Source organism: Microcystis sp. LEGE 00066 (assembly GCF_015207925.1).
GTDB classification, from domain to species: Bacteria; Cyanobacteriota; Cyanobacteriia; order Cyanobacteriales; family Microcystaceae; genus Microcystis; species Microcystis ichthyoblabe_A.
On record NZ_JADEVX010000019.1, the window covers coordinates 12,463 to 32,805 of the forward strand.

A 20,343-nucleotide genomic window follows, 5' to 3' on the forward strand; every position below is an offset into this window, starting at 1 on the left:
ATTAAAAATGAGGCTAACAAAATGAAAACTCTCAGCAGACTCAACTCCAAAGAATCAGCACTAACTGTCTTAGTTATTGTTTCACAAATTTTTCTCGTTAATCATCGGGTAATTGCCCAGTCAATTCCCCGAATTTCTATTCCAGGTCTTGCTACTCCTGTTATTCCCGTAATAACCCCAAATGTAGCAATTCCGACGGTAAACGTAACAACAACAAATAATATTCCTGCCACCAGTCTCAGATCTCAACCGGTCATTCCGACGGTAAACGTAACAACAACAAATAATATTCCTGCCACCAGCCTCAGATCTCAACCGATCATTCCGACGGTAAACGTAACAACAACAAATAATATTCCATCTACTTCCCTAATCAATTCTCCCACTCCGGTAATTCCGACAGTAAATGTCACATTTAATGATAATGGTGTTCCTACTGCTGTTCCTGAGTTAAAACCCCTTACTTTTTCCGTCACGGGAAACCAAGGTAATACAGAACCTAGTTTTCTTTCTGTTATTAACAATAATGGAGTGACAACCGAAAAGGCCGAAGTTGGCAGCACAAGTATTACTATTCCACAACCAACAGCAGCCGATGGTGCGCTTGTCACGGTATCTACAGTTAATGTAGTTTTTCCGTCTAGTCAAACAGCGACGGGGATAACTTCTAGTTTTAACAATTCATTCGGCGATACTTCCAACCCATTTACAATTCAGTCATCAACTTTAACTGTTAATTTCACGCCTCCGGTTTTAGACTAGGATGAACGGTGATAAGTAAGTAAGCCCAATGACTTTCGCAATATCACGGGCGGAAACGTTCTAGTGTATTACATTTTGGGCGCAGGTTCTTTGCGCCCACAAATGTGGAGCAAATCCGTTTTATGTAGGGGCATAAAACACACGCCCTCTTCTAGATAACATTTTCGATGATGATTTGGTAGTAGTGGTGAGCCGTATTGCTTATCCTGTATGGAGTGCCTAAAATATTTATCTTTCTGAATCTCGATGACAAGGCGAGCGAATGAGTCTCCGAATCACCTCTTTGTTTTTGTGATTTTGTCGGGTTTAGCTATTAGCTCAACCCCCTTCATTTTGTTGTTTTATGATGCTCATGAATCGTTATTGGTTAACGGGCAGGTCAAACGCTTTAGTTCAATTATACTGTATGTTGATCATCGCTACCAATCAAGCGATCATTTGTTTGGCAAATTTGACCCGCTCCCATTGGTTAACTGGCAAGCCATAGAAGCTAAACTGTTGCAATGGTTTTATCCTTCTTTGTGTTCTGCCCAAAATCAGGCTCTGACTTCTGATTCGGGGCAAATCTTACTCGATCGATCGTCCGAACAAATCCTCGATGTTAAGGGCGTGTCTCTTACGATTGCGGCAGCATCGGCGAACCGAGAAACCCAATCTCGTCAAGAGACCATTCAAGTCGCTGAAACAGAAAAAACCGTTTCTTCTGCGTCAGCTGGGTCTCTGAATCTGTCTGATCAAGCGTCAGCCAAAGATGAGTCAGATTTATTTGAGTTCCTGACCCGGGGACAATATCACCGTCGGGCTGAAACGGATCAAGAGTCGGCTGTGATTGTAACTATTGGCTCCTCCTCCCCGAACCTTTCAGAGAGTCTCTCTAAACGCTCCGAGCAGCCCTCCACGGAGTCGGTATTGATAACTCAAGCTTTTTCCGGGGAGAATCTCTCGGGAAGAGCGTCAGATTTAATGCCAGTGGACAGTCAAACCCTGGATCAGTCTCTGCCCCATTCTCCAAATTCCCCTTCAACCCGGTCTCTGAATCCGTCCGATCAACCGTCAGTGGAGGATGACTCAGATTTGCGTCAGTTCCTCACCCAGGGGCAATATCACCGTCAGTCCAAAACGGATCAAGAGTCGGCTATGACTGTAACTACTGGTTCCTCCTCCCCGAACCTTTCAGAGAGTCTCTCTAAACGCTCCGAGCAGCCCTCCACGGAGTCGGTATTGATAACTCAAGCTTTTTCCGGGGAGAATCTCTCGGGAAAAGCGTCAGATTTAATGCCGTTGGACAGTCAAACCCTGGATCAGTCTCTGCCCCATTCTCCAAATTCCCCTTCAACTGGGTCTCTGAATCCGTCCGATCAACCGTCAGTGGAGGATGACTCGGATTTGCGTCAGTTCCTCACCCAGGGGCAATATCACCGTCAGGCCAAAACGGATCAAGGGTCGGCTGCAACTGTAACTATTAGTTCTTCCTCAGCGAAGGTCATTACTCAGATTCCCGCTCAAGAATTTTTCTTACCAAATACTCGTTTAGCTCCCTTTACCACTTTTTCTACGCCGGCAATAATTGATACCTGGGAAATTCCCACCACCACCATCAAACTGGAGATTGATTCTTCCGGCGATAGGTCGATAGCTCAGATTCCCGCTCAGGAATTTTTATCGGCAGATACTCAGTTAGCTCCCTTTACTATTCCTGCTACGCCGGCAATAATTGATACCTGGGAAATTCCCACCACCACCATCAAACTGGAGATTGATTCTTCCGGCGATAGGTCGATAGCTCAGATTCCCGCTCAAGAATTTTTATCGGCAGATACTCAGTTAGCTCCCTTTACTATTCCTGCTACGCCGGCAATAATTGATATATTGAATGACTTAGAATTAAATCAAAATATCATTAACGCACCTGTTTTTGGTATAGTTACATACAAAGAGATTAGCCAACTAAATTTAGCACAAACTGGAACCTCAGATTTTTTTATTCCCAAAGATGTACCCACTGTTCCAGTTCCTCCAGTTCCAGAAATTATTAAACCAGAGGAAGAAGTTCCCAGTCAATCCCCGTTAACTGAGGAACAATTGAAAATTAAAGATATTGCCGTCAAGAGTTTTCTGGAAAGTGTTGCGGTACGCTATCCTTTTATTGTTAATACCAATGACTTACTTACAATAAACCCCTACGAATATAGGCCAACTATTCTTAATTTTTATGTTAATCTTACTTTTGATTTAGATCAATATTCCCTGGGTAATCAATTAAATTTTAAAGATTTTAATGATCCTGTACTTAAAAACTTTAATTTTTCTTACTATCCAAATAATCAGCAATTTTATTGGCTTTATGATAACAATGTCGTGATTGAAACAAATGGCTTTCATGGCAACATCAATTATCAGGGAAACGTTATTACTCAAAAACATCGACAGACGGCAATTTCCACGATCCCATTTTTCGGAGTTCAGACGGTCTTTGCCCTACCTCAAGCATTTGAAAGTGCTAGGGGTTTTGAAAAAGATAATAACAACTTAAATATTACTAGCGGTGCTGTTGAGGTTGTTTCTCCTCAAGGTGTGCCAGGTGTTCCTCAAGTAGTTTTTAATATTAACGGAGAGATTGAGGTTGTTAGTTTGGATGACACTCGTAAAGCTTCAACTTTTACCGAACAGGGGGGAGGTTCTTATTTCGGTAACTTAGATGCAGAAAATGCTCCCAAATTTTTACAAGGGTTTCCTACTATTAACTTTCAAGGTTTATTAGACAATAAAGTCAGATTGCAAATTGGGCAAAGAATTCCCCTGGAAAATTTAGCCAAAATCGGGGTTACAGTAGGAGATTTTTTCACAACGGCGGGGTTTAACTTCAATCAGTCTTTCAGTTCCTTACCCGGGGTAAAAACCTTACAATTTGACAAAGGATTTGAGGATCAATTGTCTCGAATTTATGCTAGTGCGTTAAATCTTGATAGTTCACAATTGCAGAATAATGATATTGTCGCTTTGATGAGCAATCCTTTTTTAACTCAAGAGCAGCGAGATTTTCATTACCTGAATTCTCTTATCTGGTATAGTGGCGGTCAACGAGCGCCCGAAATTACGACTCGTTCTTTTGAGCCAGAAACTCATAATTGGTATCGTTATATTTTCAATTATTCCCAGAATCGAACTCTTCTAAAATATCACCCTGAAAAAGTTGAATTAAGTTATACAAATGTCTTTGCTAATCCTGGCGTCTCCCTAACCGTATCTCCCTTTTTGAGTGATGTAGATGAGAGACAAATGGTGAATGCTACTTTGGGTTTAGCTTTGGGGGGGCTATTTTACTTACTCAACCCGAATGATATTAATGGTGCTCTAACCACAGCCAGACAAAAGTATGAAGAGAATCAAGCTCCCGAGTCTTTTTCTACTCAATCCACCTCGGCTGATAGAAGAGCAATGAACCTAAGATTAAATAATAGTCTTCAGAATGCAAACCTTGTTAGTCAATTAAATCAAGTATCTGGTAGTTATACAATCACAGATCATGTTACTCCCAATAGTTCTCTGCTTTTTCAATTGCGTACTGGTACTTATCAAAGGGCGGTTCAATTTTTTAGTCGAGAAATTGGTGAATGGACTCCGGAAAGTCCTCTATTCTTTTCTGTAATATCTCCCAATGATTTTGGACCCTTAGCCTATACTGGTGTTAATGTCCCCATTGAATTTACGAATATAGAACCTTTGAATCGTACAAGTTTTGCTTTTACAAAAGTTCAAAATAGCCAGGGAGATGTATTGTTCGAGCAACAATTGGCAGTACAATCCGAAGCTTTTACTGCTCTTCCGATTGTCGGTCCTGGGAAAGCCGCCGACATAGAATTTGGCAGAATAGAAATTAGTCGATTTCGTCAAAGAGAATTTGAAGATACGTCCTACATCGGTTATTTGTATTTACCCGCTTTGGAGTTTATCCTCTCCGGTACAAGCAAGGGTTTCAGCTATAGTTTATCCCTGGGAGCCTGGACAAATTTATATCCTCAATCTTCTCCTCAAATTGATGAAAATATTTCCGATCTCCAGGAAAAAACAGTTGGAATATTTTCCAGTATTAACTTAAGGTGGAATTTTAATAACATTTGGTATAATAAGAACAAACAATGGGAGACAATTATTAGTAATTCGCCATTTGTCAATTTTAGTTGGAATAGTAGTCCTAATCGTTTGAATATTTCCAGTGCCAATTTTGGTAATGTTTTTCAGTTCGTGAGACAAAATTGGAATCTGACTTGGTTTAGTAACTTTAGCTTCAGCCCTCAAGAATTAAATGCGGCAGCTCCCAAGTCTAGTCTTGGGAATATTTCCTATTTTAGTTCTCTTAATTTTTCCGAGTCTTCAGGATTAAATATCATTTTTCCTATTTCGTTTGGTGATAAAGTTTTTTATTCTGTTGAGGCAACTTATCCCATTATTAAAGATCAAAAACTTGGTAGTACGAGACTAGGATTTTATTATAGTAACTATTCCGTCGCTACTCGGGGTTTTGATAACCAATTTGAAGATCCTAACTATGGCTTGGTAATCAAATACAATAATCCTTCATCTTTGCTCTCCATAGAAGCTTATCTGGGTCATAGTGATTCTGGTTTTAGGGGTAGAATTCAATCTAGCATAAACTTTAAGTTCTAATTAATGGTAATGATCAAAACTGCCTAACCGCACATTCTTCTACCAGATACAAAGGACGACATAATTCAGTTATACTGTTAACATGACCAGCCAGATTACTGCCTAGAATCGGGATTGATTATGGCTCTTCAGTTTGTGTTATGCAATGGACGGGGGTTATAAGGGATGGAACCCTTATATAGAAAGTCATTTAGCGATTTTTGTCAATTGTTTTTTATCTAGAGCGAACTAATCAATTAAGTCTCTTGCCAGATAAGGATTTAGTCGATCTATGCCCCCCTATCGAACCATAACAAGTAACGAAGAGCCAGTATAACTTACATTTTTTACTCAAAGACAACGCCAATTCACACTGGAATTGGTGCTTCATGCCGATAATTTCCCCATATTAATTGCTGGAGTGATTAACAACTTCAGGGGCAATCTCTAATTCTTGTTCACCAATGACAGGTAAATGATTTTTCTGTAAACCCATAGCAGTTAAACAAGTATTGAGAGAATTTATTGCTTGGTTATAATTCTCAATTTTTTGGTTAATTTCTTCCTGTTTGTGGGCATTATTCGCAATTTTTTCTGCCGCTTCCTGTTCTAAGGTTTGTTCTAGATAAGAACGAGCTTGATTGAACTGTTGTAGAATAGTATCGGCTTGTTTTTTTGCCATTGGTATCAATTGATTTTTCAGAGTATTATTAATAGTTTGACGGAAGTTTTTCTGAATTGTCGCTGATACTTTTGGCTCAAAATCTAACTTAAGTAATTGACGAATAGCAGGTTCAGCATCAAGAATACTTTCACAGTCATAACCTTGGGCAGTTTGTTGGACAGTTTGCCGAAATTGAAAGATAGAAAAAGTGCCTTCGTTGTAAAAATTGTGATTTTCTCTTACATAGCGATCGCACTCTGTTCTCGCTTCGGAAACTAAGGCATGAATTAACTGATCTTCTAGCTGTTTTAGCTGATTTTCTATGCCACTATCGTTACCCAATAAACGATAAATTTGCCGATAATAATCACCTTGCCTTACCGCATCTAAAAGACGCTGACAAAAGCGACTAATTAAACTTGTTGACTCCTCAATCAACACATCTTCTAGCTGGTTAGACAGATAATAAAAAGCTTCTACCAATACTGCTAATAAAGGTGCTGTAGCATTGCGGGGATGGGTTAAATTCGCTTGTGAGTAAGCATTTTTGACAGAAAAAGTATTTAATAACTCATCCAATCTTGATACCATTCTCGCTTTCAGTTTCTTAAAGTCTTCCTCAAAGTTTTCATCGCTATTAACCACGATAGCATTGACATAACCATCGATATGTTTAGTTAATTTCTCTCCCACTTCTTTTAACTCTTGATTGAGGTGATTTAACTCCAGAGCTTTCATCGCCTCAATTTCTCGTGGTTGACTTTCTAAATCACGATAAATCCCTTGATAATGATTTTTCAGAGTAATGCAGAGAGATTGTAAATCATCGGCTAAATTAGCAAACAATTGCGGACGTTTTTCTTCGGTGAGATAACGAGTAATTGCCGTGCGAAATTCTGCGATACCGCTATCAGCAATTAACTGCTCTAGTAAAGGAGTTCCCCACTCACTTAAAACTCGGAAATAATTTTTATTGGGAGTTTCATAACCGTGGATGGAAACTTTAAAGGGAGTTGCCAGTAATTTACCGGAGTTGGCACAATAGTTATTAAACTCGCTGACAAATTGCGGTGTTTCTTCTTGTCCTCCTAAATTTTTGACACTTTCGGCAAAGATAGAATCTAAACCATAACGCTGATTAATATTGGTTTGATTTTTCACCTGATACCCATAAAATCCTAAAAGTCCGCTGGTTTTGTAGAGGCGGGAAGTATCACGAAATTGCGTTTGAATCAGGTTTTCTAAACGTTGTTTTAGTTGGGCTGCGTACCAGGTTTCATCAATGCGGTTAAAAACATAAAAAACTCGATCACGAATACCAGCATTAGAGCGAATTTTTTCGAGTAATTCCGTTTCTTCTGTGGCTAATTCTCCCGCAGAAGCAGCCTTTAAAACACAAACCACTGCCGAAGTATCAGGATGCTCTATTTTACGATAGGCTAAGGCGGCATCTTTTTTGACTGGGGCATCAATACCGGGTAAATCTACCAAAACGTTACCATCTTTAAGGAGAGGATGATGACAGTAATATTCTAGACGTTTTAAGACGGCACTATTACTACCACGACGGGCAAAACTGGCCGCTTCTGCTAAATTAGAAAAGTGAAATTGTTCCATGGAATAGGTGGCATTATGCAGCGTATGGATCCGCTCACGATTTTGGGTAAATCCTTCAATTAATAATTTTAAACCCTGAGCTTGTTTAGCTCGCTCGGATTTGCCTTCTCCCCCTTCCTGTTCGATAATTTTTTGACAGTATTGGTTTAACTGACTACAGTATTCCGGGGAATTAATGTTACTGGGATTGGTTAATTGCAGATTTTGACAGACGGTATCGACTAAAGTACGAATTTCTACTTCGCTGAGAAAGGTTAAAACCACTCTTTCCTCATCAGCTTCTGCGTACTCAATATAACATTCTGTACCCGTTGCGTGTCCTTCGGCACTATACAGCAATTCTCGCTCTAAAAGTGCATTGATTAACATTGATTTCCCGGCACTAAAAGCACCGGCGAAAACGATTTCAAATTTGGGAGAAATGGCTTTTTGTAGGGCGATTTCTATCTTGCTGGTATCCTGTTGATTGCGGAGAGAGGATTCGCCTTTTAATAGTTCAATTATACTGTTAACATTACCAGCCAGATTACTGCATTGGGGTAAAAGTTCAGTCATGGTAAAACCCAAATCTAGAAGAACAGTGCTATTGTTCCCCAGATTATAACAAAATTCCCTAACTAGATGTCACATCTTTGGTCAGCGATTTAAGCAATCAAGGACAAAGTCATCGTCTTCAATCTAGAATCAGGATTGATTAAGTAGTTGGACAAAAGTAAAGTTAACTGTGGGGTAAGGAGTCAGTAGTCAGTAAGAATTGCGGCAATTTACATTTCTTAAGATAGACAACAGAATTTATGTCCGACTACTTATAATCAATTTAGTACATACCGATTGCCGAGAACCTCCTTAGGTAAAAATTCTCTCCTGACTCCTCCTCAATCCTAGTACAATGATAATTATATGGGCAAAAATGGCAATAGATAAATTGAGATTAAAAAAAATTCAGCCGATGAGACAGTTAGGATTTTTGTTAGGAACAGTTTTTCTTTTGGGTGGCTGTCATTCTCTCAATGCTATCCAAAATCGTCCCCAACCCTTGCCCCAAGATCAATATATTCAAGTCTATTTTAATTATAATCAGGCCCAGGGTTCAAATTATACCGATCCCTATCGCCAAATTAATCGTCCAGGGGATAATTTAGAACAGATTATTATTGATAATATTAACTCGGCAAAAAGTTCGATCGATCTAGCGGTGCAAGAGTTACGTTTACCCGCCATCGCTCAAGCTTTAGTTGCTCGTCAGCAGCAGGGAATTAAAGTTAGGGTTATCCTCGAAAATATTTACAATAAACCTATTGATAGTTTAGCCAAAAACCAAGAACAATTAAGTGATCGAGAACAGGAACGTTATCAAAATCTTTTTGACTTAGTTGACATAAATCGCGATGGTAAATTAACTCCAGAGGAAATCGCCCAAAGAGATGCAATTACTATCCTCAAAAAAGCTGGCATTCCCCTAATTGATGATAGCGATGATCGCTCAAAAGGTAGCGGTTTAATGCACCATAAATTCATGGTTATTGATAATCACACTACTTTAATCAGTTCAGCTAACTATACCTTAAGTGATATTCATGGAGACTTTTCTAATCCCGAAACTGTCGGGAATGCCAATCACTTATTAGTGATTACTAACTCCCCACTAGCTAGAGCTTTTCAAAAAGAATTTAATCTGATGTGGGGAAGGGAAGATCAGCCTAAATTTGGCTTAGATAAACCCCAGAGAAACCCGCAAACAATCCCTATCGGTAATAGTAGTCTGACGGTCAAATTTTCCCCCGATTCTACTGCTTATCCCTGGTCAATTACTAGCAATGGTCTGATCGGTGAAACTTTAAATAAAGCTAAAAAATCCGTGAATTTAGCCCTGTTTGTCTTTACGGAACAGCCTTTAGCTAATATTCTCGCTCAACGACATCAAAAAGGGATAGAAATTAAAGCTTTAATTGATCCTAGTTTTGCCTTCCGATACTATAGCGAAGGATTAGATTTATTAGGAGTTGCTCTCAGTAATAAATGTCGTTATGAACCAGATAATCAGCCGTGGCAAAACCCAATTAATACCCTAGGAGTTCCCGATCTAGCGGCGGGAGATAAATTACACCATAAATTCGGTTTAATCGATGATAAAATTGTGATCACTGGTTCTCATAATTGGTCAAAAGCTGCTAACCATCAAAACGATGAAGCTTTAGTTATTATCGATAATCCCACCGTTGCCGCTCATTTCGATCGAGAATTTCAATATCTTTACCGTACCGCTAAATTAGGACTGCCAGAAACTATTAAAAATCGGATCGAACGGGATAGAAAAAACTGCCCCCAATCCTTAACAATTAAAAGCGATCGCCTAATTAATTTGAACACCGCCACCAAAGAAGAATTAGATACTTTACCCGGTATCAGTGGCAAATTAGCCGAAAAAATCATCGCAGCCCGGCAACAAAAACCCTTTACTTCCCTAGAAGATTTGGATCGAGTATCGGGAATCGGTAAGGGAAAAATTAGCAAGCTCCAAGGCAAAGTCAGCTGGTGATCAGTGCTTCGTCTGTATTTTTTGCCACAGACAAAAACTAGCAATTTTCCCTTGTTACGGCAAGCTAAGTAGGTAGGTGTTAAAATCGTCAGCCCCCCTTATCAAGGGGGGCAGGGGGGATCGAACCTAAAATCCATTTTTAATTTAATTATAACCACTTATTTACCACAGTCCAAAAAGGTTATTTTAACGGATCGGGAATACTATCGGAAGGAGCCTCAAACTGTCCCGTAATAACGTATTCTAGACGCAATTTTAGCCAGGTAATAAACTGTTGGTTAAGAGAAACAATTGCCGCTGCTGGTTGGGGAGTTTTCTTTTTGATATCGGCAAAAGCGGGGGTATCTAAAAAAGCTGGATTGGCAATTAACCAAAAATCAATTTCTTGACCTTTTTCTTGATAATTCCTGATTCTTTCCTTCAAAACTTCCTTTTCGATCGCTTCTTCTTCTAAAAACTTTTGACTGGCTACCAAATAATAATAAGTTGTCATCATCTTTCCTTTAATTTTTCAGTGTAATTGTTCCCTAGTCGGGAGATTAGCTGATAGCTGATGGCTTTTACAATTGCCCACGCATAGCCAATTTCATTTCCCTAACAGCCCGTTCTAACCCAACTAAAACCGCACGACTGATAATTGTGTGACCAATGTTCAATTCTTCCATATTGGGCAAACAGGCAACGGCATAAACATTCCAATAGGTCAAACCGTGACCAGCATTCACCCGCAAACCGAGAGAGGAAGCGTATTCACAACCTTCTTTAAGAATTGTTAATGCTGCTTGACAATCGCTCTCCTCTTGTGCCTCGGCGTATTGACCGGTATGGAGTTCGATAAATTTCGCCCCTGTATTAGCGGCCGCTTGAATTTGGGCAAAATCGGCATCAATAAACCAACTAACGGGAATATTAGCCGATTGCAGGCACTCGACAACCCGACAAAAACGGTCAAAATTGCCCAGCATATCGATCCCCCCTTCCGTGGTCACTTCCTCGCGCTTTTCGGGGACAAGGGTGACATAATCGGGTTTAAGATCGAGAGCAATGGCTATCATTTCCTCCGTCGGGGCCATTTCCAGATTCAGATGAGTCCGCACCGTTTGCCGGAGGAGCCGCACATCGCGATCCTGGATATGACGACGATCCTCGCGCAAGTGAACGGTAATGCCATCAGCACCGCCGATTTCAGCCAAAACTGCCGCCGCCACGGGATCTGGTTCCACGGTACGGCGCGCTTGGCGAATTGTGGCCACATGGTCGATATTGACACCCAAAGTCAGCAAAGTTGAACCTCCTTGTTTGTTAGTCCAACTTTCCATCTTACCATTGCGGTCAAAAGCGATTACATACTGGAGATATTTAAACCCATGGTCAGTTCTTCCATTTTGCTGCGCATAGTTTCCGTGGAGGCATCATAGGCGGCTTTCATGGCTTCTAGAATAGACCCAGCCACAATCTCCAGATCTTGGGAGAGGAGAGAAGGGTCGATTTCAATCCCCCGGGGTTCTTGGTTGCCACTGAGATAGACTGTCACCAAGCCATTTTCACTCTGGCCAGGAATTTCCATAGTTTCCAGTTCTTCTTGCAGAACTTTGGCCCCTTGTTGCACCTGTTGCGCTTTTTGGAAAGCGTCTTGTAGTTCTTTAATCTTACCGAGACCGAATCCGAATCCTTGTCCTTGTGCCATGATGTTTTTTTTGTTTAAGGGGTCACTCAAGGTTTTTATTGTACTGCTTAAGGTGAACTGGGGTCAACTTTTGGCCATTGGAGGACGATCAAAGCTCTGCAATCGGGGGACGACCATCGGCTTTTGCCTCTGATAGAATCAAGGCAAGGGAAGGAGTCAAGGAATGGGGAAAAGTCTTTTTCTACCCTTCATCCCGGGCCGCTGGGCAACCGCCCCACGCCATAATAGAATTGTTGCTTTGACGAGGAGAATAGCAATTTTGAACGCCAAAAAAACGGGAATTTTCTTGACAATTGCCCTAAGTTGTGCTTTAGCGGGGAAAGCGGCGATCGCTAACACTTCCCCTTTGGAGGGGACTCGATGGAAACTAAGGGGGTGGACAGCCGGAAGTTTGGTGAAAGAAACGGAAATTACTGCCGCTTTCCAGAAAAATATCCTCAGTGGTTCGGCTGGATGCAACCAGTATAATACCGGCTATCAAGTCAATGATGACACGCTCAAGGTTAACCAAGCGATCGCTACTACGAAAAAAGCTTGTCCGGAACCGCAGATGAAACAAGAAAATCAATATCTTGCTGCCTTGCAAGGAGTGGAACAATTCCAAGTGACAGCTAAAGGCGATTTACAGTTATTTTATCGTACTCCCGAAGGTTTAGGAATACTCACTTTTACCCCCGCACCAACCACTACGCGCACGGAAAAGACCATTTATATCCATTCTCGGAAACAACCCTGTAGCCAAGGCACAACCAAAGACTGTTTACAGATGCGAGAAAAACCCGAGGAAAACTGGAGATTGTTCCCTAATAGTATCGAGGGATTTGATTATAAACCAGGATTTTTCTATCAAATTAAAGTTAGCGTTGAAACTGTCTCCAATCCAGCTACTAATCAAAATTCCGAAACATGGAAGCTATTAGAAGTTATTAGCCAAACCCCAGAAAAAGAGACTCCGCGAGCTTGGTTTGATCGACCGTTAACTAATTGGAATAAAGCCAAGTCCCCTATCCCCAAATCTCCCGTTAAAACCGTGATCGATAACCAGTGTCGTGAACAGGTTCGTCCGGCAATTACTGCCAATGATCAAGCACTTAATAAAGCAGGATGGTTACTCTACGGGGCCGTGCAAACCTATGGCAAAACTAGCGTTATTTCGGCCATGAGTGGAGTGGATGGAATGTGCCGACCAATGGGTTATCAAGACTTTGTTTTTGTCGATGGTAAATTCGCTGGCACTCTTTCCCCGCGACCGATGGATTCCCGCACTGATGGTGCATCTCAGAGAATTGTTTTACAAAATAGCGCTCGAATTATTGTGGTTTTTAATCGCTATAAAGATACGGATCCTCTCTGTTGTCCTTCCCAATTAAGTCGCGTTATTTATCAAATTGAAACAGTCAGCGGAGTGCCAGTGGTTGTTCCCAAAGAAGCGGAAACAGAAGCAGTAAGAAATTAATTCAGTTATCAGTTATCAGTTATCAGTTATCAGTTATCAGAACTTAGGTTGGGTTGAAGCATGAAACCCAACGCCCGATTATGTTACGCTACCGCTAACCCATCCTACAAATAATTGTGCCTCCCTACTTAATAGCTTACTTTTTTATTATATCTCCCGCCAAATTGAGTTTTTAATCGCAGACTTGCTCTTAAAGTCCTTAATTTAAGGATTTTTCCAGAAAAAGATCGCTTTTCTACTGCTAGGAAATAATCTATTTCTTTCTGCTTCTCCTGACTCGGAGAATACTGACTCGGAGACTCCTCACTTAACGGAAGATTTTTGATTTATGCAGCAGGTTTATTGATTAGGCACTGATACTAGATAAGTAGTTATAGAATTCTAATAACTCCTCATTAGTTAGCAGTAAACGAGACTTTTTGCCATAGGTAGAAATCAGGTATTCCCGACCTTTTTCTGTGGTCCAAGCTAATCGTTTCATCTCCACATCAATTTTAGTTTTAAGCACTGAATAATCGATTTCTTCGGGAATAACAACAACTGGTTCTGGTGCCGGGGGTTCTTCTTCAGTTAAACTCGCTTCTTCTGGCAATTCTGATAATAAGGAGTAATTATCGGTTTCCGTTTCTAATAATAAAGGCTCTGGTTCCGGTAAAGGAATATCCTTAACTTGGGGTAATTCCGGTTCAATTTTAGCCGGGGGAATATCCTGAACTTGGGGTAATTCCAGTTCAATTTTAGCCGGGGGAATATCCTGAACTTGGGGTAATTCCGGTTCAATTTTAGCCGGGGGAATGTCCTGAACTTGGGGTAATTCCGGTTCAATTTTAGCTTCAGGACGAGGTATTTCAGTGACTTTAGCCGTTTTAGTCGATTTTTTGGTACTAGGGACGGTTTTAGGTAAATCGGACGGTAGAGAAATATTATTGGGGCTGATTTTTTCCACAAGCTGGAGATCGGGGGTGTTTTCAGCCTCTAAAAGCAGTAAAGCTCGTTCTCTGGCTCTATCTTCGGCGATTTCCACCGTATCTGCCGCTGCTAAACCTGTAACGACCGTTTTTCCCTCAATTTCGATGATCGCTCTCACAATATACTTGCCGTGATCGATTTGAACTAACTCGCTAATCAGGGCAACTTGGGGGTAACGTTGGCGTAACTTTTGCAACATGGTGACTTTTTCGAGTTCTTTTGTACTTATACTAAAATACTCTATCGTAATTATGGAAAAATGTAGCAAGTTCTTGCTAGGATTAAAGATTAGATAAAATTTTCAGTCCTAGGATTAGCCTTGCCCACAGTAACAAGATTCTACTAGGCTGAAGCTTCTGCCAGCAAGATGAGCGATCGCCAAAAGGTTTGCCAGTGTTCGCTATTGGCTTATACTAACGAAGGCTTCGATAATTCTCAGGGTAGGTTCGGGTGTTCGATGCTTGCTTAGTTTACCTTCACTGTCACCACCAGCGATCGCAATTAGCCCGATAGAGATAATCTCTCGAGTCAATGGTTTAAATCAATCCTCTCATTATATAAGTATTTAAACTTAATTGTCCACCATTCCGTCAGTGTCTTGTAAGTAAGGATTATTGTTAGATGGACTTCTCGATCGCCACACTCCTCTCTCATCTTAGTGATGATAAATTAGCTACGGGTAAACTTCTCGAAAAAAAATTAGGCTGCGAAGACGATCCCGAAAGCTGCGAAAAATTGCAAGTGATTCTCGATGCTTTGGAACGTCTGGGAATGGTTGTCAAAGAACGCGGGCGCTATCGTCGTGTGATCGAGGAAAATATCGTAGAAGCAAAGCTGCGCTGTTCCAGTAAAGAATTTTGCTTTGCTATCCAAGATATCGAAGATGCTGATGACATCTACGTCTCGAAAAATCATCTCAGTAACGCTTGGAATGGCGATCGAGTTTTAGTCAAAATCATCCGCGAGGGAACCCGTCGTCGTTCCCCGGAAGGAGAGGTGAGATTAATTCTCGAACGAGCTAATCCTTCGCTTCTAGCGCAAGTAAAACAGGAAAATGAGCAGTTTGTGGCGGTTCCCCTCGATGATCGCCTGAAATTTACCCTTAATCTCCTCGAAAATGGTCAAAATCTCCTAGAAAACATCGATCACCTCGTTCATGTTTCCGTCCTCCGTTATCCCCTAGGGGAAATGCCTCCCATCGGTAAAGTTACTCGCGTTCTCGGTTCCACGGCCGAGGCCGCTGCCGACACGGATATCGTCTCCTGTAAACACGATCTCCCCCATAATTTTCCGCCAGAAGCCCTCGAAATTGCCGATAATTTAGCGGATTTCTTCGATAGTGGCGAAAAAGAACAACTGCGAGATTTAACCCCACTCTTCACCTTTACCATCGAAGATGACACCCCTCTGGATTATCCCCCAATCATTGAAAATGCCTTTTCTTTAGAGAAAATCAACCAAAATCGCTGGCAAGTCGCTATTCATATCAGCGATGTCACCCGTTACATTGAACGGGGCGGATTATTGGATAAAGTTGCCAAAAAACGGGGAACAGCCGTCTATTTAGGCGAAAAAGTGCTGCCATTAGTCCCGGCTGCCCTTGCCAGTCGTTGTTCCCTGTCACCCCAAGAACAGCGCCCCGCTATTTCTATCCTCGTCACCCTCGATGATAAGGGGGAGCTAGTGGAGTACGAAATCACCCGCAGTCTCATCCAAGTGGATCAACATTTTACCTATCAACAGGTGCGCGATCTGCTCAGTGAAGAAGATAGCGAAGCTGCCCCCACCGATACCGTTGAAACCCTGAAAGATTTATTTTTCAGCGTTTGCCCCACCCTCAAATCCCAACGTCTGCAGCGGGGTAGTTTTGATATTCAATTAGACAAAATCTCTCCCTACAAAGACGAAGGACGGGGGGGGACTGTTCTCGCTTCTAATAATTTACCGGCCCGTTCTTTACTGACAGAAGTGGCAATTTTAGCCGGCAAAGTTGTCGCTGAACATTTACAGGCCTTAAAATTGCCCTGTATCTACTGTGGACAATCGGAACCGGATTGGGATGAATTGGAGGATTTACTCAAATTGGCCAATAATTTAGGGGCAGAATTAAATTTAACTGCCGAGGAGGAGATTAAACCCAATGACTATCAAAATCTCACCCGCACTTTTTCCGCTTCCTCATCGGTAAAAGTCCTCAATTATCTGCTGCAAGAAACTCTCAAATTAGTTAGATATAGTAGTCATCCTCTGCCCCATTTTGGTTTGGCCTATCCTAGCAATTATACCCACTGTCTCTCCCCCCTACAAAGATATGCCGATCTTTGGGTACAACGGGTGTTAAAACTCCTATTAACCGAGGGGAAAGATCGCCGCAGCAAAATCGTCAAAGTCGGGGTTAATTTGGGCAGTAATAGCTGTCATGGACAGATTCATTGGCATATTCTCCCAAGTCAAATTCAGGAGGAGTTAGAAGAAGAAAGCCATCTAATTGTTTCCCATCTCAATGATCGCTCAAAAATTGCTGAAGATGCGGAAAAAGACCTAGAAGGATTGAAAAAAGCCGAGAAAATGAAAGAAAAAATGGGTCAAGTTTTTCGCGGCTTAATTACTGGTGTACAATCCTATGGTTTCTTCGTGGAAATTTCCGATTTATTAGTGGAAGGGTTGGTCCATGTTTCTTCTCTCAAGGATGATTGGTACGAATATCGCGCTCGTCATAGCTGTTTGGTAGGACGGAAAAATCGCGTTGCCTATCGTCTCGGTGATGAGGTAGAAGTGGAGATAAAAGATGTAGACTATTATCGTCAGCAAATCGATCTAGTTACGGTTAGCGGTGGCAGTTCAGCAAGTTATGACGACTTAGAAGAAGATCAATTATGAATCAACCAACCACCGAAAAAATCGGAAAAACCCGCTTTATTCTGCCCTTTTTATGCGGTATTTTTCTCTTTTTAACTGGCTGTGTCCGTTACGATGTGGGCATTAATTTTCCCCACCAACACCACGGGGAAATTATTCAACATATCACCCTCGGACAACGTTTAACCAGTCTCAGTCAAACCGAAGCCACTAAATGGTTAAATAGTATCGAACAGAGGGCAAAATTACTTAAGGGGAAAACCGATCATATTTCCGAACGAGAAATAATTGTCACTATTCCCTTTAGTAATAGTCGGGAATTAGAGGAAAAATTCAATCAATTTTTTGATCCTAGTTCTTCCTTTAAAATCAAAAACTCCCCTAATACCGATGATATAAAGTTACTGCAACTAGATTCAAAACTGGCAGTGACAGAACAAGATTGGTTCTTTTTGACCCAGAAAAACTTAAAATTAACCGTTGATTTGCGGGCTTTAGGTGTGCTTTCCGAACAGGGAAATATTATCATTAGCCCCGGTTCCTTAGTTGATATCGACTTCGCTTTAAAGACTCCCTTAGCCGGTCAAAATATTGAAGATTACTCAGGATTAAATCCCCCAGTAGAACAAGTTGACAATCAGTTAATTTGGCATTTAAAACCGGGAGAAATTAACACCATTACGGCGGCTTTTTGGGTTCCTAACTATTTGGGTATCGGCACAATAATTATTGTTGTAATAACAGTTTTTGCCTATTACTTGAAATATAAACGCTTGCCTGGTGTATCCCCATCGACTTAAATTGAGAGTAACTATTCAGGCAGCAATTCTAAATTTGCCCTGTAGCAAGGCTTTTGGGAGTTAGTTCGCATAATACGGGGTGAAATTCAATGGGATGGCGAATTTCATTTGACGAGTCTTCGGGCTTTTGACGTGATAGTACACCCAAAGTTGCGCCAAAAATCCCCCTTTAAAATGTTCTTTAAATCCCTAAAAGGCTTGCTGTGTCTAAAACTGAGAATTGCTGCTATTCAGGTCTAGGGGTTGACAAAGAGAGAAAAATCAGCAGTGGGGATAAGAGAGACAACCGTATTCAAGGGGTGATGGACAGAGGCCAAAGCCTGACGCAAGAAAGCGCCAATTCAAAAATGAAAAGCATCAACCTCAAGAGTTGACAAAGAAAGGCTCATCAGTATGCGGCAGCCTAAAAGACTGTATTCTGCACTAACAAGAACAAGATTAACTTATAACTTACTCTAGTGCAGTCAAACCCGATCGCCTGAAGCGATCAAAACTATCCAGGGTGCAGGAGTTGAACCTGCCTAGCACGAATTATGAGTTCGTTGCCTCAACCGCTCGGCCAACCCTGGGTTATACTATTAACTCATTATAGATCGGTAATTACTCTGAACGTGAAAATTCAGCCCCACCAAGATGAAAAAATTTGCAATTAGCACCTCCTTGCAGTTAGGACTACTTTTGATGGTAGCCATGTTAGCCGCCGGTTTCGGTAGCGGTTGGGTAGCCTATCAATTGGGAATCGCCTCCCTGAAGGGAGTCAGTCAACCGGATATCAACCCCGCTAAAAAGTTTACCAACGATCGCACCAGTTATGGTCGCAATCAAACTTTTATCCCCGTGAAAGAAGAAGAAGTAATTAAAAGAGTGAGAGTTTATATGCAGCAACAGAAAAACAAACCGCAATCAAAGAACGAAACCAAAGGATAGGCTTTAAAAAAGGCTAATTTTGCCTTTTCGCTATGGATAATCAGGATTTATTGACTCGTTTAATTTTAGTCTTTTTACTAATCGTCCTCAATGCTTTTTTCGTGGCGGCGGAATTTTCGCTTGTGTCGGTCCGTCGTACCCGCGTCAGTCAGCTAGTGGCTGCGGGAGATGTGCCAGCGCAGACGGTACAATCTCTACAAAGAAGTCTCGATCGCTTACTTTCCACTACTCAATTAGGCATCACCCTTTCTAGTTTAGCTTTAGGTTGGACCGGGGAGAGTACCATGACCGTTTTTGTGAAGAAATTACTAAGTTTTTTACCCTTTTCTTTAAACTGGCAAAATCTTCTCTCCCATGGGTTCTCTCTTTGTCTAGCTTTTTTAATTGTTGCCTATCTCCAGATAGTTTTTGGGGAACTTTATCCCAAATCCCTAGCTTTAATTTATGCCGAACCGATGGCGCGATTATTAGCAGCACCTATTGGCGTTATTTCCCGGATTTTTAAGCCTTTTATCGGTATTCTCAACCAATCAACTCGTTTTTTATTGGTTTTAACCCGTATTCCCGAAGTGGATCTACAGCGTTCTAGTCGGGTAACTTGCGAGGAATTACAATTAATTATCAGCATGGAAGGGGAATTAACGGGATTAGAAGCAGCGGAAAGGAAAATCTTAAACAATGTTTTCCAGTTTGGCGAAATCACTGCTGCGGAAATTATGGTTCCCCATAACCGTTTAATAGCTATTTCCTCGACTGCAACTTTTGAGGAATTATTGCTCCAAGTAGTTAACAGTGGCTATTCTTGTTATCCTGTGGCAGGAGATTCTGGTGATGATATCCGTGGTCTGATCGATTTTAAAGATTTAGCTTTACCCCTTGCCGAAGGTCAGTTAAATTTAAAAACTCCGATTAAAACTTGGTTAAAACCTGTGCGTTTTTTCCCCGAAACTACCCCTTTAAATGAATTACTGATCGTGATGCAGGAATCATCCTTAAAGATGGTTATCATTGTGGATGAATTTGGCAGAACAGCCGGTTTATTAACCCTCAAAGATTTAATTGGCGAGATTCTAGGAACTTTTTCCCCTAGTGATCAATCAGGAATATTAGAATACCAACTCCTCGATGAATCAACTTTTCTCGTACAAGCGCAAATGAATTTAGAGGACGTGAACAAAGAATTAAATTTAAGCTTACCCTTGGCCGATGAATACCAAACCCTAGCTGGTTTTATCCTCCATCATTGGCAAAAAATACCGAGGGTGGGAGAACAATTATATTACCAAAATTTAGAATTTACCATCATTTCTAAGGTCGGCCCTCGCTTGGAACAAATTAAAATTTATCGACAACAATTATCCTCATGATATAAATAAGAAACAACTTTTCTCATTGATCCTTCTTGATTGTTAATCG

General features: G+C 41.1%; 14 protein-coding genes and 1 tRNA gene. 8 read left to right on the forward strand and 7 right to left on the reverse strand.

The window, feature by feature from the left end:
- The first annotated feature begins 21 nt into the window (after positions 1-21).
- Positions 22-762 (forward strand): hypothetical protein, encoded by a 741-nt coding sequence (locus tag IQ224_RS04670; protein ID WP_228036093.1) that lies wholly within the window; start codon positions 22-24, stop codon positions 760-762.
- 465 nt (positions 763-1,227) lie between these two features.
- Positions 1,228-5,430 (forward strand): hypothetical protein, encoded by a 4,203-nt coding sequence (locus IQ224_RS04675; RefSeq protein ID WP_228036094.1) that lies wholly within the window; start codon positions 1,228-1,230, stop codon positions 5,428-5,430.
- A gap of 388 nt (positions 5,431-5,818) precedes the next feature.
- Here the strand turns inward: IQ224_RS04675 and IQ224_RS04680 are convergent, their stop codons facing one another.
- The gene (locus IQ224_RS04680; protein ID WP_194032628.1) at positions 5,819-8,245 is read right to left on the reverse strand and encodes a dynamin-like GTPase family protein; all 2,427 of its coding nucleotides are present in this window, start codon (positions 8,243-8,245) and stop codon (positions 5,819-5,821) included.
- A 355-nt stretch (positions 8,246-8,600) separates the two neighbouring features.
- Between IQ224_RS04680 and IQ224_RS04685 the strand changes: the two genes are divergently transcribed.
- On the forward strand, positions 8,601-10,229 hold the full coding sequence (locus tag IQ224_RS04685) for a phospholipase D-like domain-containing protein (protein WP_228036095.1): 1,629 nt from the start codon (positions 8,601-8,603) through the stop codon (positions 10,227-10,229).
- Between the two features lie 181 nt (positions 10,230-10,410).
- On the opposite strand, the gene IQ224_RS04690 is transcribed toward IQ224_RS04685, so the two are convergent.
- The 3 genes from IQ224_RS04690 to IQ224_RS04700 form a co-directional block, all read right to left on the reverse strand.
- Entirely contained in the window at positions 10,411-10,722 is a 312-nt protein-coding gene (locus tag IQ224_RS04690) for an MgPME-cyclase complex family protein (protein WP_002734125.1), read from the reverse strand.
- 67 nt (positions 10,723-10,789) lie between these two features.
- Positions 10,790-11,512, reverse strand: a complete 723-nt coding sequence (locus IQ224_RS04695; RefSeq protein WP_002740491.1) for a pyridoxine 5'-phosphate synthase — start codon at positions 11,510-11,512, stop codon at positions 10,790-10,792.
- Positions 11,513-11,571: 59 nt separating this feature from the next.
- On the reverse strand, positions 11,572-11,916 hold the full coding sequence (locus IQ224_RS04700; RefSeq protein ID WP_002733791.1) for a YbaB/EbfC family nucleoid-associated protein: 345 nt from the start codon (positions 11,914-11,916) through the stop codon (positions 11,572-11,574).
- A 163-nt stretch (positions 11,917-12,079) separates the two neighbouring features.
- Here IQ224_RS04700 and IQ224_RS04705 point away from each other — a divergent pair, with 163 nt between their 5' ends.
- Positions 12,080-13,372 (forward strand): DUF4377 domain-containing protein, encoded by a 1,293-nt coding sequence (locus IQ224_RS04705; RefSeq protein ID WP_002740494.1) that lies wholly within the window; start codon positions 12,080-12,082, stop codon positions 13,370-13,372.
- A gap of 346 nt (positions 13,373-13,718) precedes the next feature.
- On the opposite strand, the gene IQ224_RS04710 is transcribed toward IQ224_RS04705, so the two are convergent.
- Both IQ224_RS04710 and IQ224_RS24525 read right to left on the reverse strand, forming a co-directional pair.
- The gene (locus IQ224_RS04710) at positions 13,719-14,540 is read right to left on the reverse strand and encodes a hypothetical protein (protein ID WP_002740496.1); all 822 of its coding nucleotides are present in this window, start codon (positions 14,538-14,540) and stop codon (positions 13,719-13,721) included.
- A 201-nt stretch (positions 14,541-14,741) separates the two neighbouring features.
- A complete protein-coding gene (locus IQ224_RS24525) occupies positions 14,742-14,873 on the reverse strand; it encodes a hypothetical protein (protein WP_002740498.1) in 132 nt (43 codons plus the stop codon).
- Between the two features lie 89 nt (positions 14,874-14,962).
- On the opposite strand from IQ224_RS24525, the gene IQ224_RS04715 reads away from it, so the two are divergent.
- Both IQ224_RS04715 and IQ224_RS04720 read left to right on the forward strand, forming a co-directional pair.
- Entirely contained in the window at positions 14,963-17,221 is a 2,259-nt protein-coding gene (locus tag IQ224_RS04715; protein ID WP_002740500.1) for a ribonuclease R family protein, read from the forward strand.
- Positions 17,218-18,000: a DUF3153 domain-containing protein gene (locus tag IQ224_RS04720; RefSeq protein ID WP_002740502.1), complete on the forward strand. Its 783-nt coding sequence runs from the start codon at positions 17,218-17,220 to the stop codon at positions 17,998-18,000. Before IQ224_RS04715 ends, IQ224_RS04720 begins: the two co-directional genes overlap by 4 nt.
- A gap of 496 nt (positions 18,001-18,496) precedes the next feature.
- Here IQ224_RS04720 and IQ224_RS04725 read toward each other — a convergent pair.
- Positions 18,497-18,569: transfer RNA gene (locus tag IQ224_RS04725), tRNA-Ile, on the reverse strand.
- Positions 18,570-18,633: 64 nt separating this feature from the next.
- On the opposite strand from IQ224_RS04725, the gene IQ224_RS04730 reads away from it, so the two are divergent.
- Together IQ224_RS04730 and IQ224_RS04735 are read left to right on the forward strand one after the other, a co-directional pair.
- The gene (locus IQ224_RS04730; RefSeq protein ID WP_002740503.1) at positions 18,634-18,927 is read left to right on the forward strand and encodes a hypothetical protein; all 294 of its coding nucleotides are present in this window, start codon (positions 18,634-18,636) and stop codon (positions 18,925-18,927) included.
- 32 nt (positions 18,928-18,959) lie between these two features.
- Complete coding sequence (locus tag IQ224_RS04735; RefSeq protein ID WP_002740504.1) at positions 18,960-20,294, forward strand: hemolysin family protein; 1,335 nt, start codon at positions 18,960-18,962, stop codon at positions 20,292-20,294.
- Positions 20,295-20,343: the final 49 nt, after the last annotated feature.

Bases quoted from the DNA above. Each gene is read 5' to 3' on its own strand.
- IQ224_RS04690 (WP_002734125.1), bottom strand. From the start codon at position 10,722: ATGACAACTTATTATTATTTGGTAGCCAGTCAAAAGTTTTTAGAAGAA.
- IQ224_RS04710 (WP_002740496.1), bottom strand. From the start codon at position 14,540: ATGTTGCAAAAGTTACGCCAACGTTACCCCCAAGTTGCCCTGATTAGC.
- IQ224_RS04705 (WP_002740494.1), top strand. From the start codon at position 12,080: ATGGGGAAAAGTCTTTTTCTACCCTTCATCCCGGGCCGCTGGGCAACC.
- IQ224_RS04670 (WP_228036093.1), top strand. From the start codon at position 22: ATGAAAACTCTCAGCAGACTCAACTCCAAAGAATCAGCACTAACTGTC.
- IQ224_RS04720 (WP_002740502.1), top strand. From the start codon at position 17,218: ATGAATCAACCAACCACCGAAAAAATCGGAAAAACCCGCTTTATTCTG.
- IQ224_RS04730 (WP_002740503.1), top strand. From the start codon at position 18,634: ATGAAAAAATTTGCAATTAGCACCTCCTTGCAGTTAGGACTACTTTTG.
- IQ224_RS04700 (WP_002733791.1), bottom strand. From the start codon at position 11,916: ATGGCACAAGGACAAGGATTCGGATTCGGTCTCGGTAAGATTAAAGAA.
- IQ224_RS04715 (WP_002740500.1), top strand. From the start codon at position 14,963: ATGGACTTCTCGATCGCCACACTCCTCTCTCATCTTAGTGATGATAAA.
- IQ224_RS04680 (WP_194032628.1), bottom strand. From the start codon at position 8,245: ATGACTGAACTTTTACCCCAATGCAGTAATCTGGCTGGTAATGTTAAC.
- IQ224_RS04685 (WP_228036095.1), top strand. From the start codon at position 8,601: ATGGCAATAGATAAATTGAGATTAAAAAAAATTCAGCCGATGAGACAG.
- IQ224_RS04735 (WP_002740504.1), top strand. From the start codon at position 18,960: ATGGATAATCAGGATTTATTGACTCGTTTAATTTTAGTCTTTTTACTA.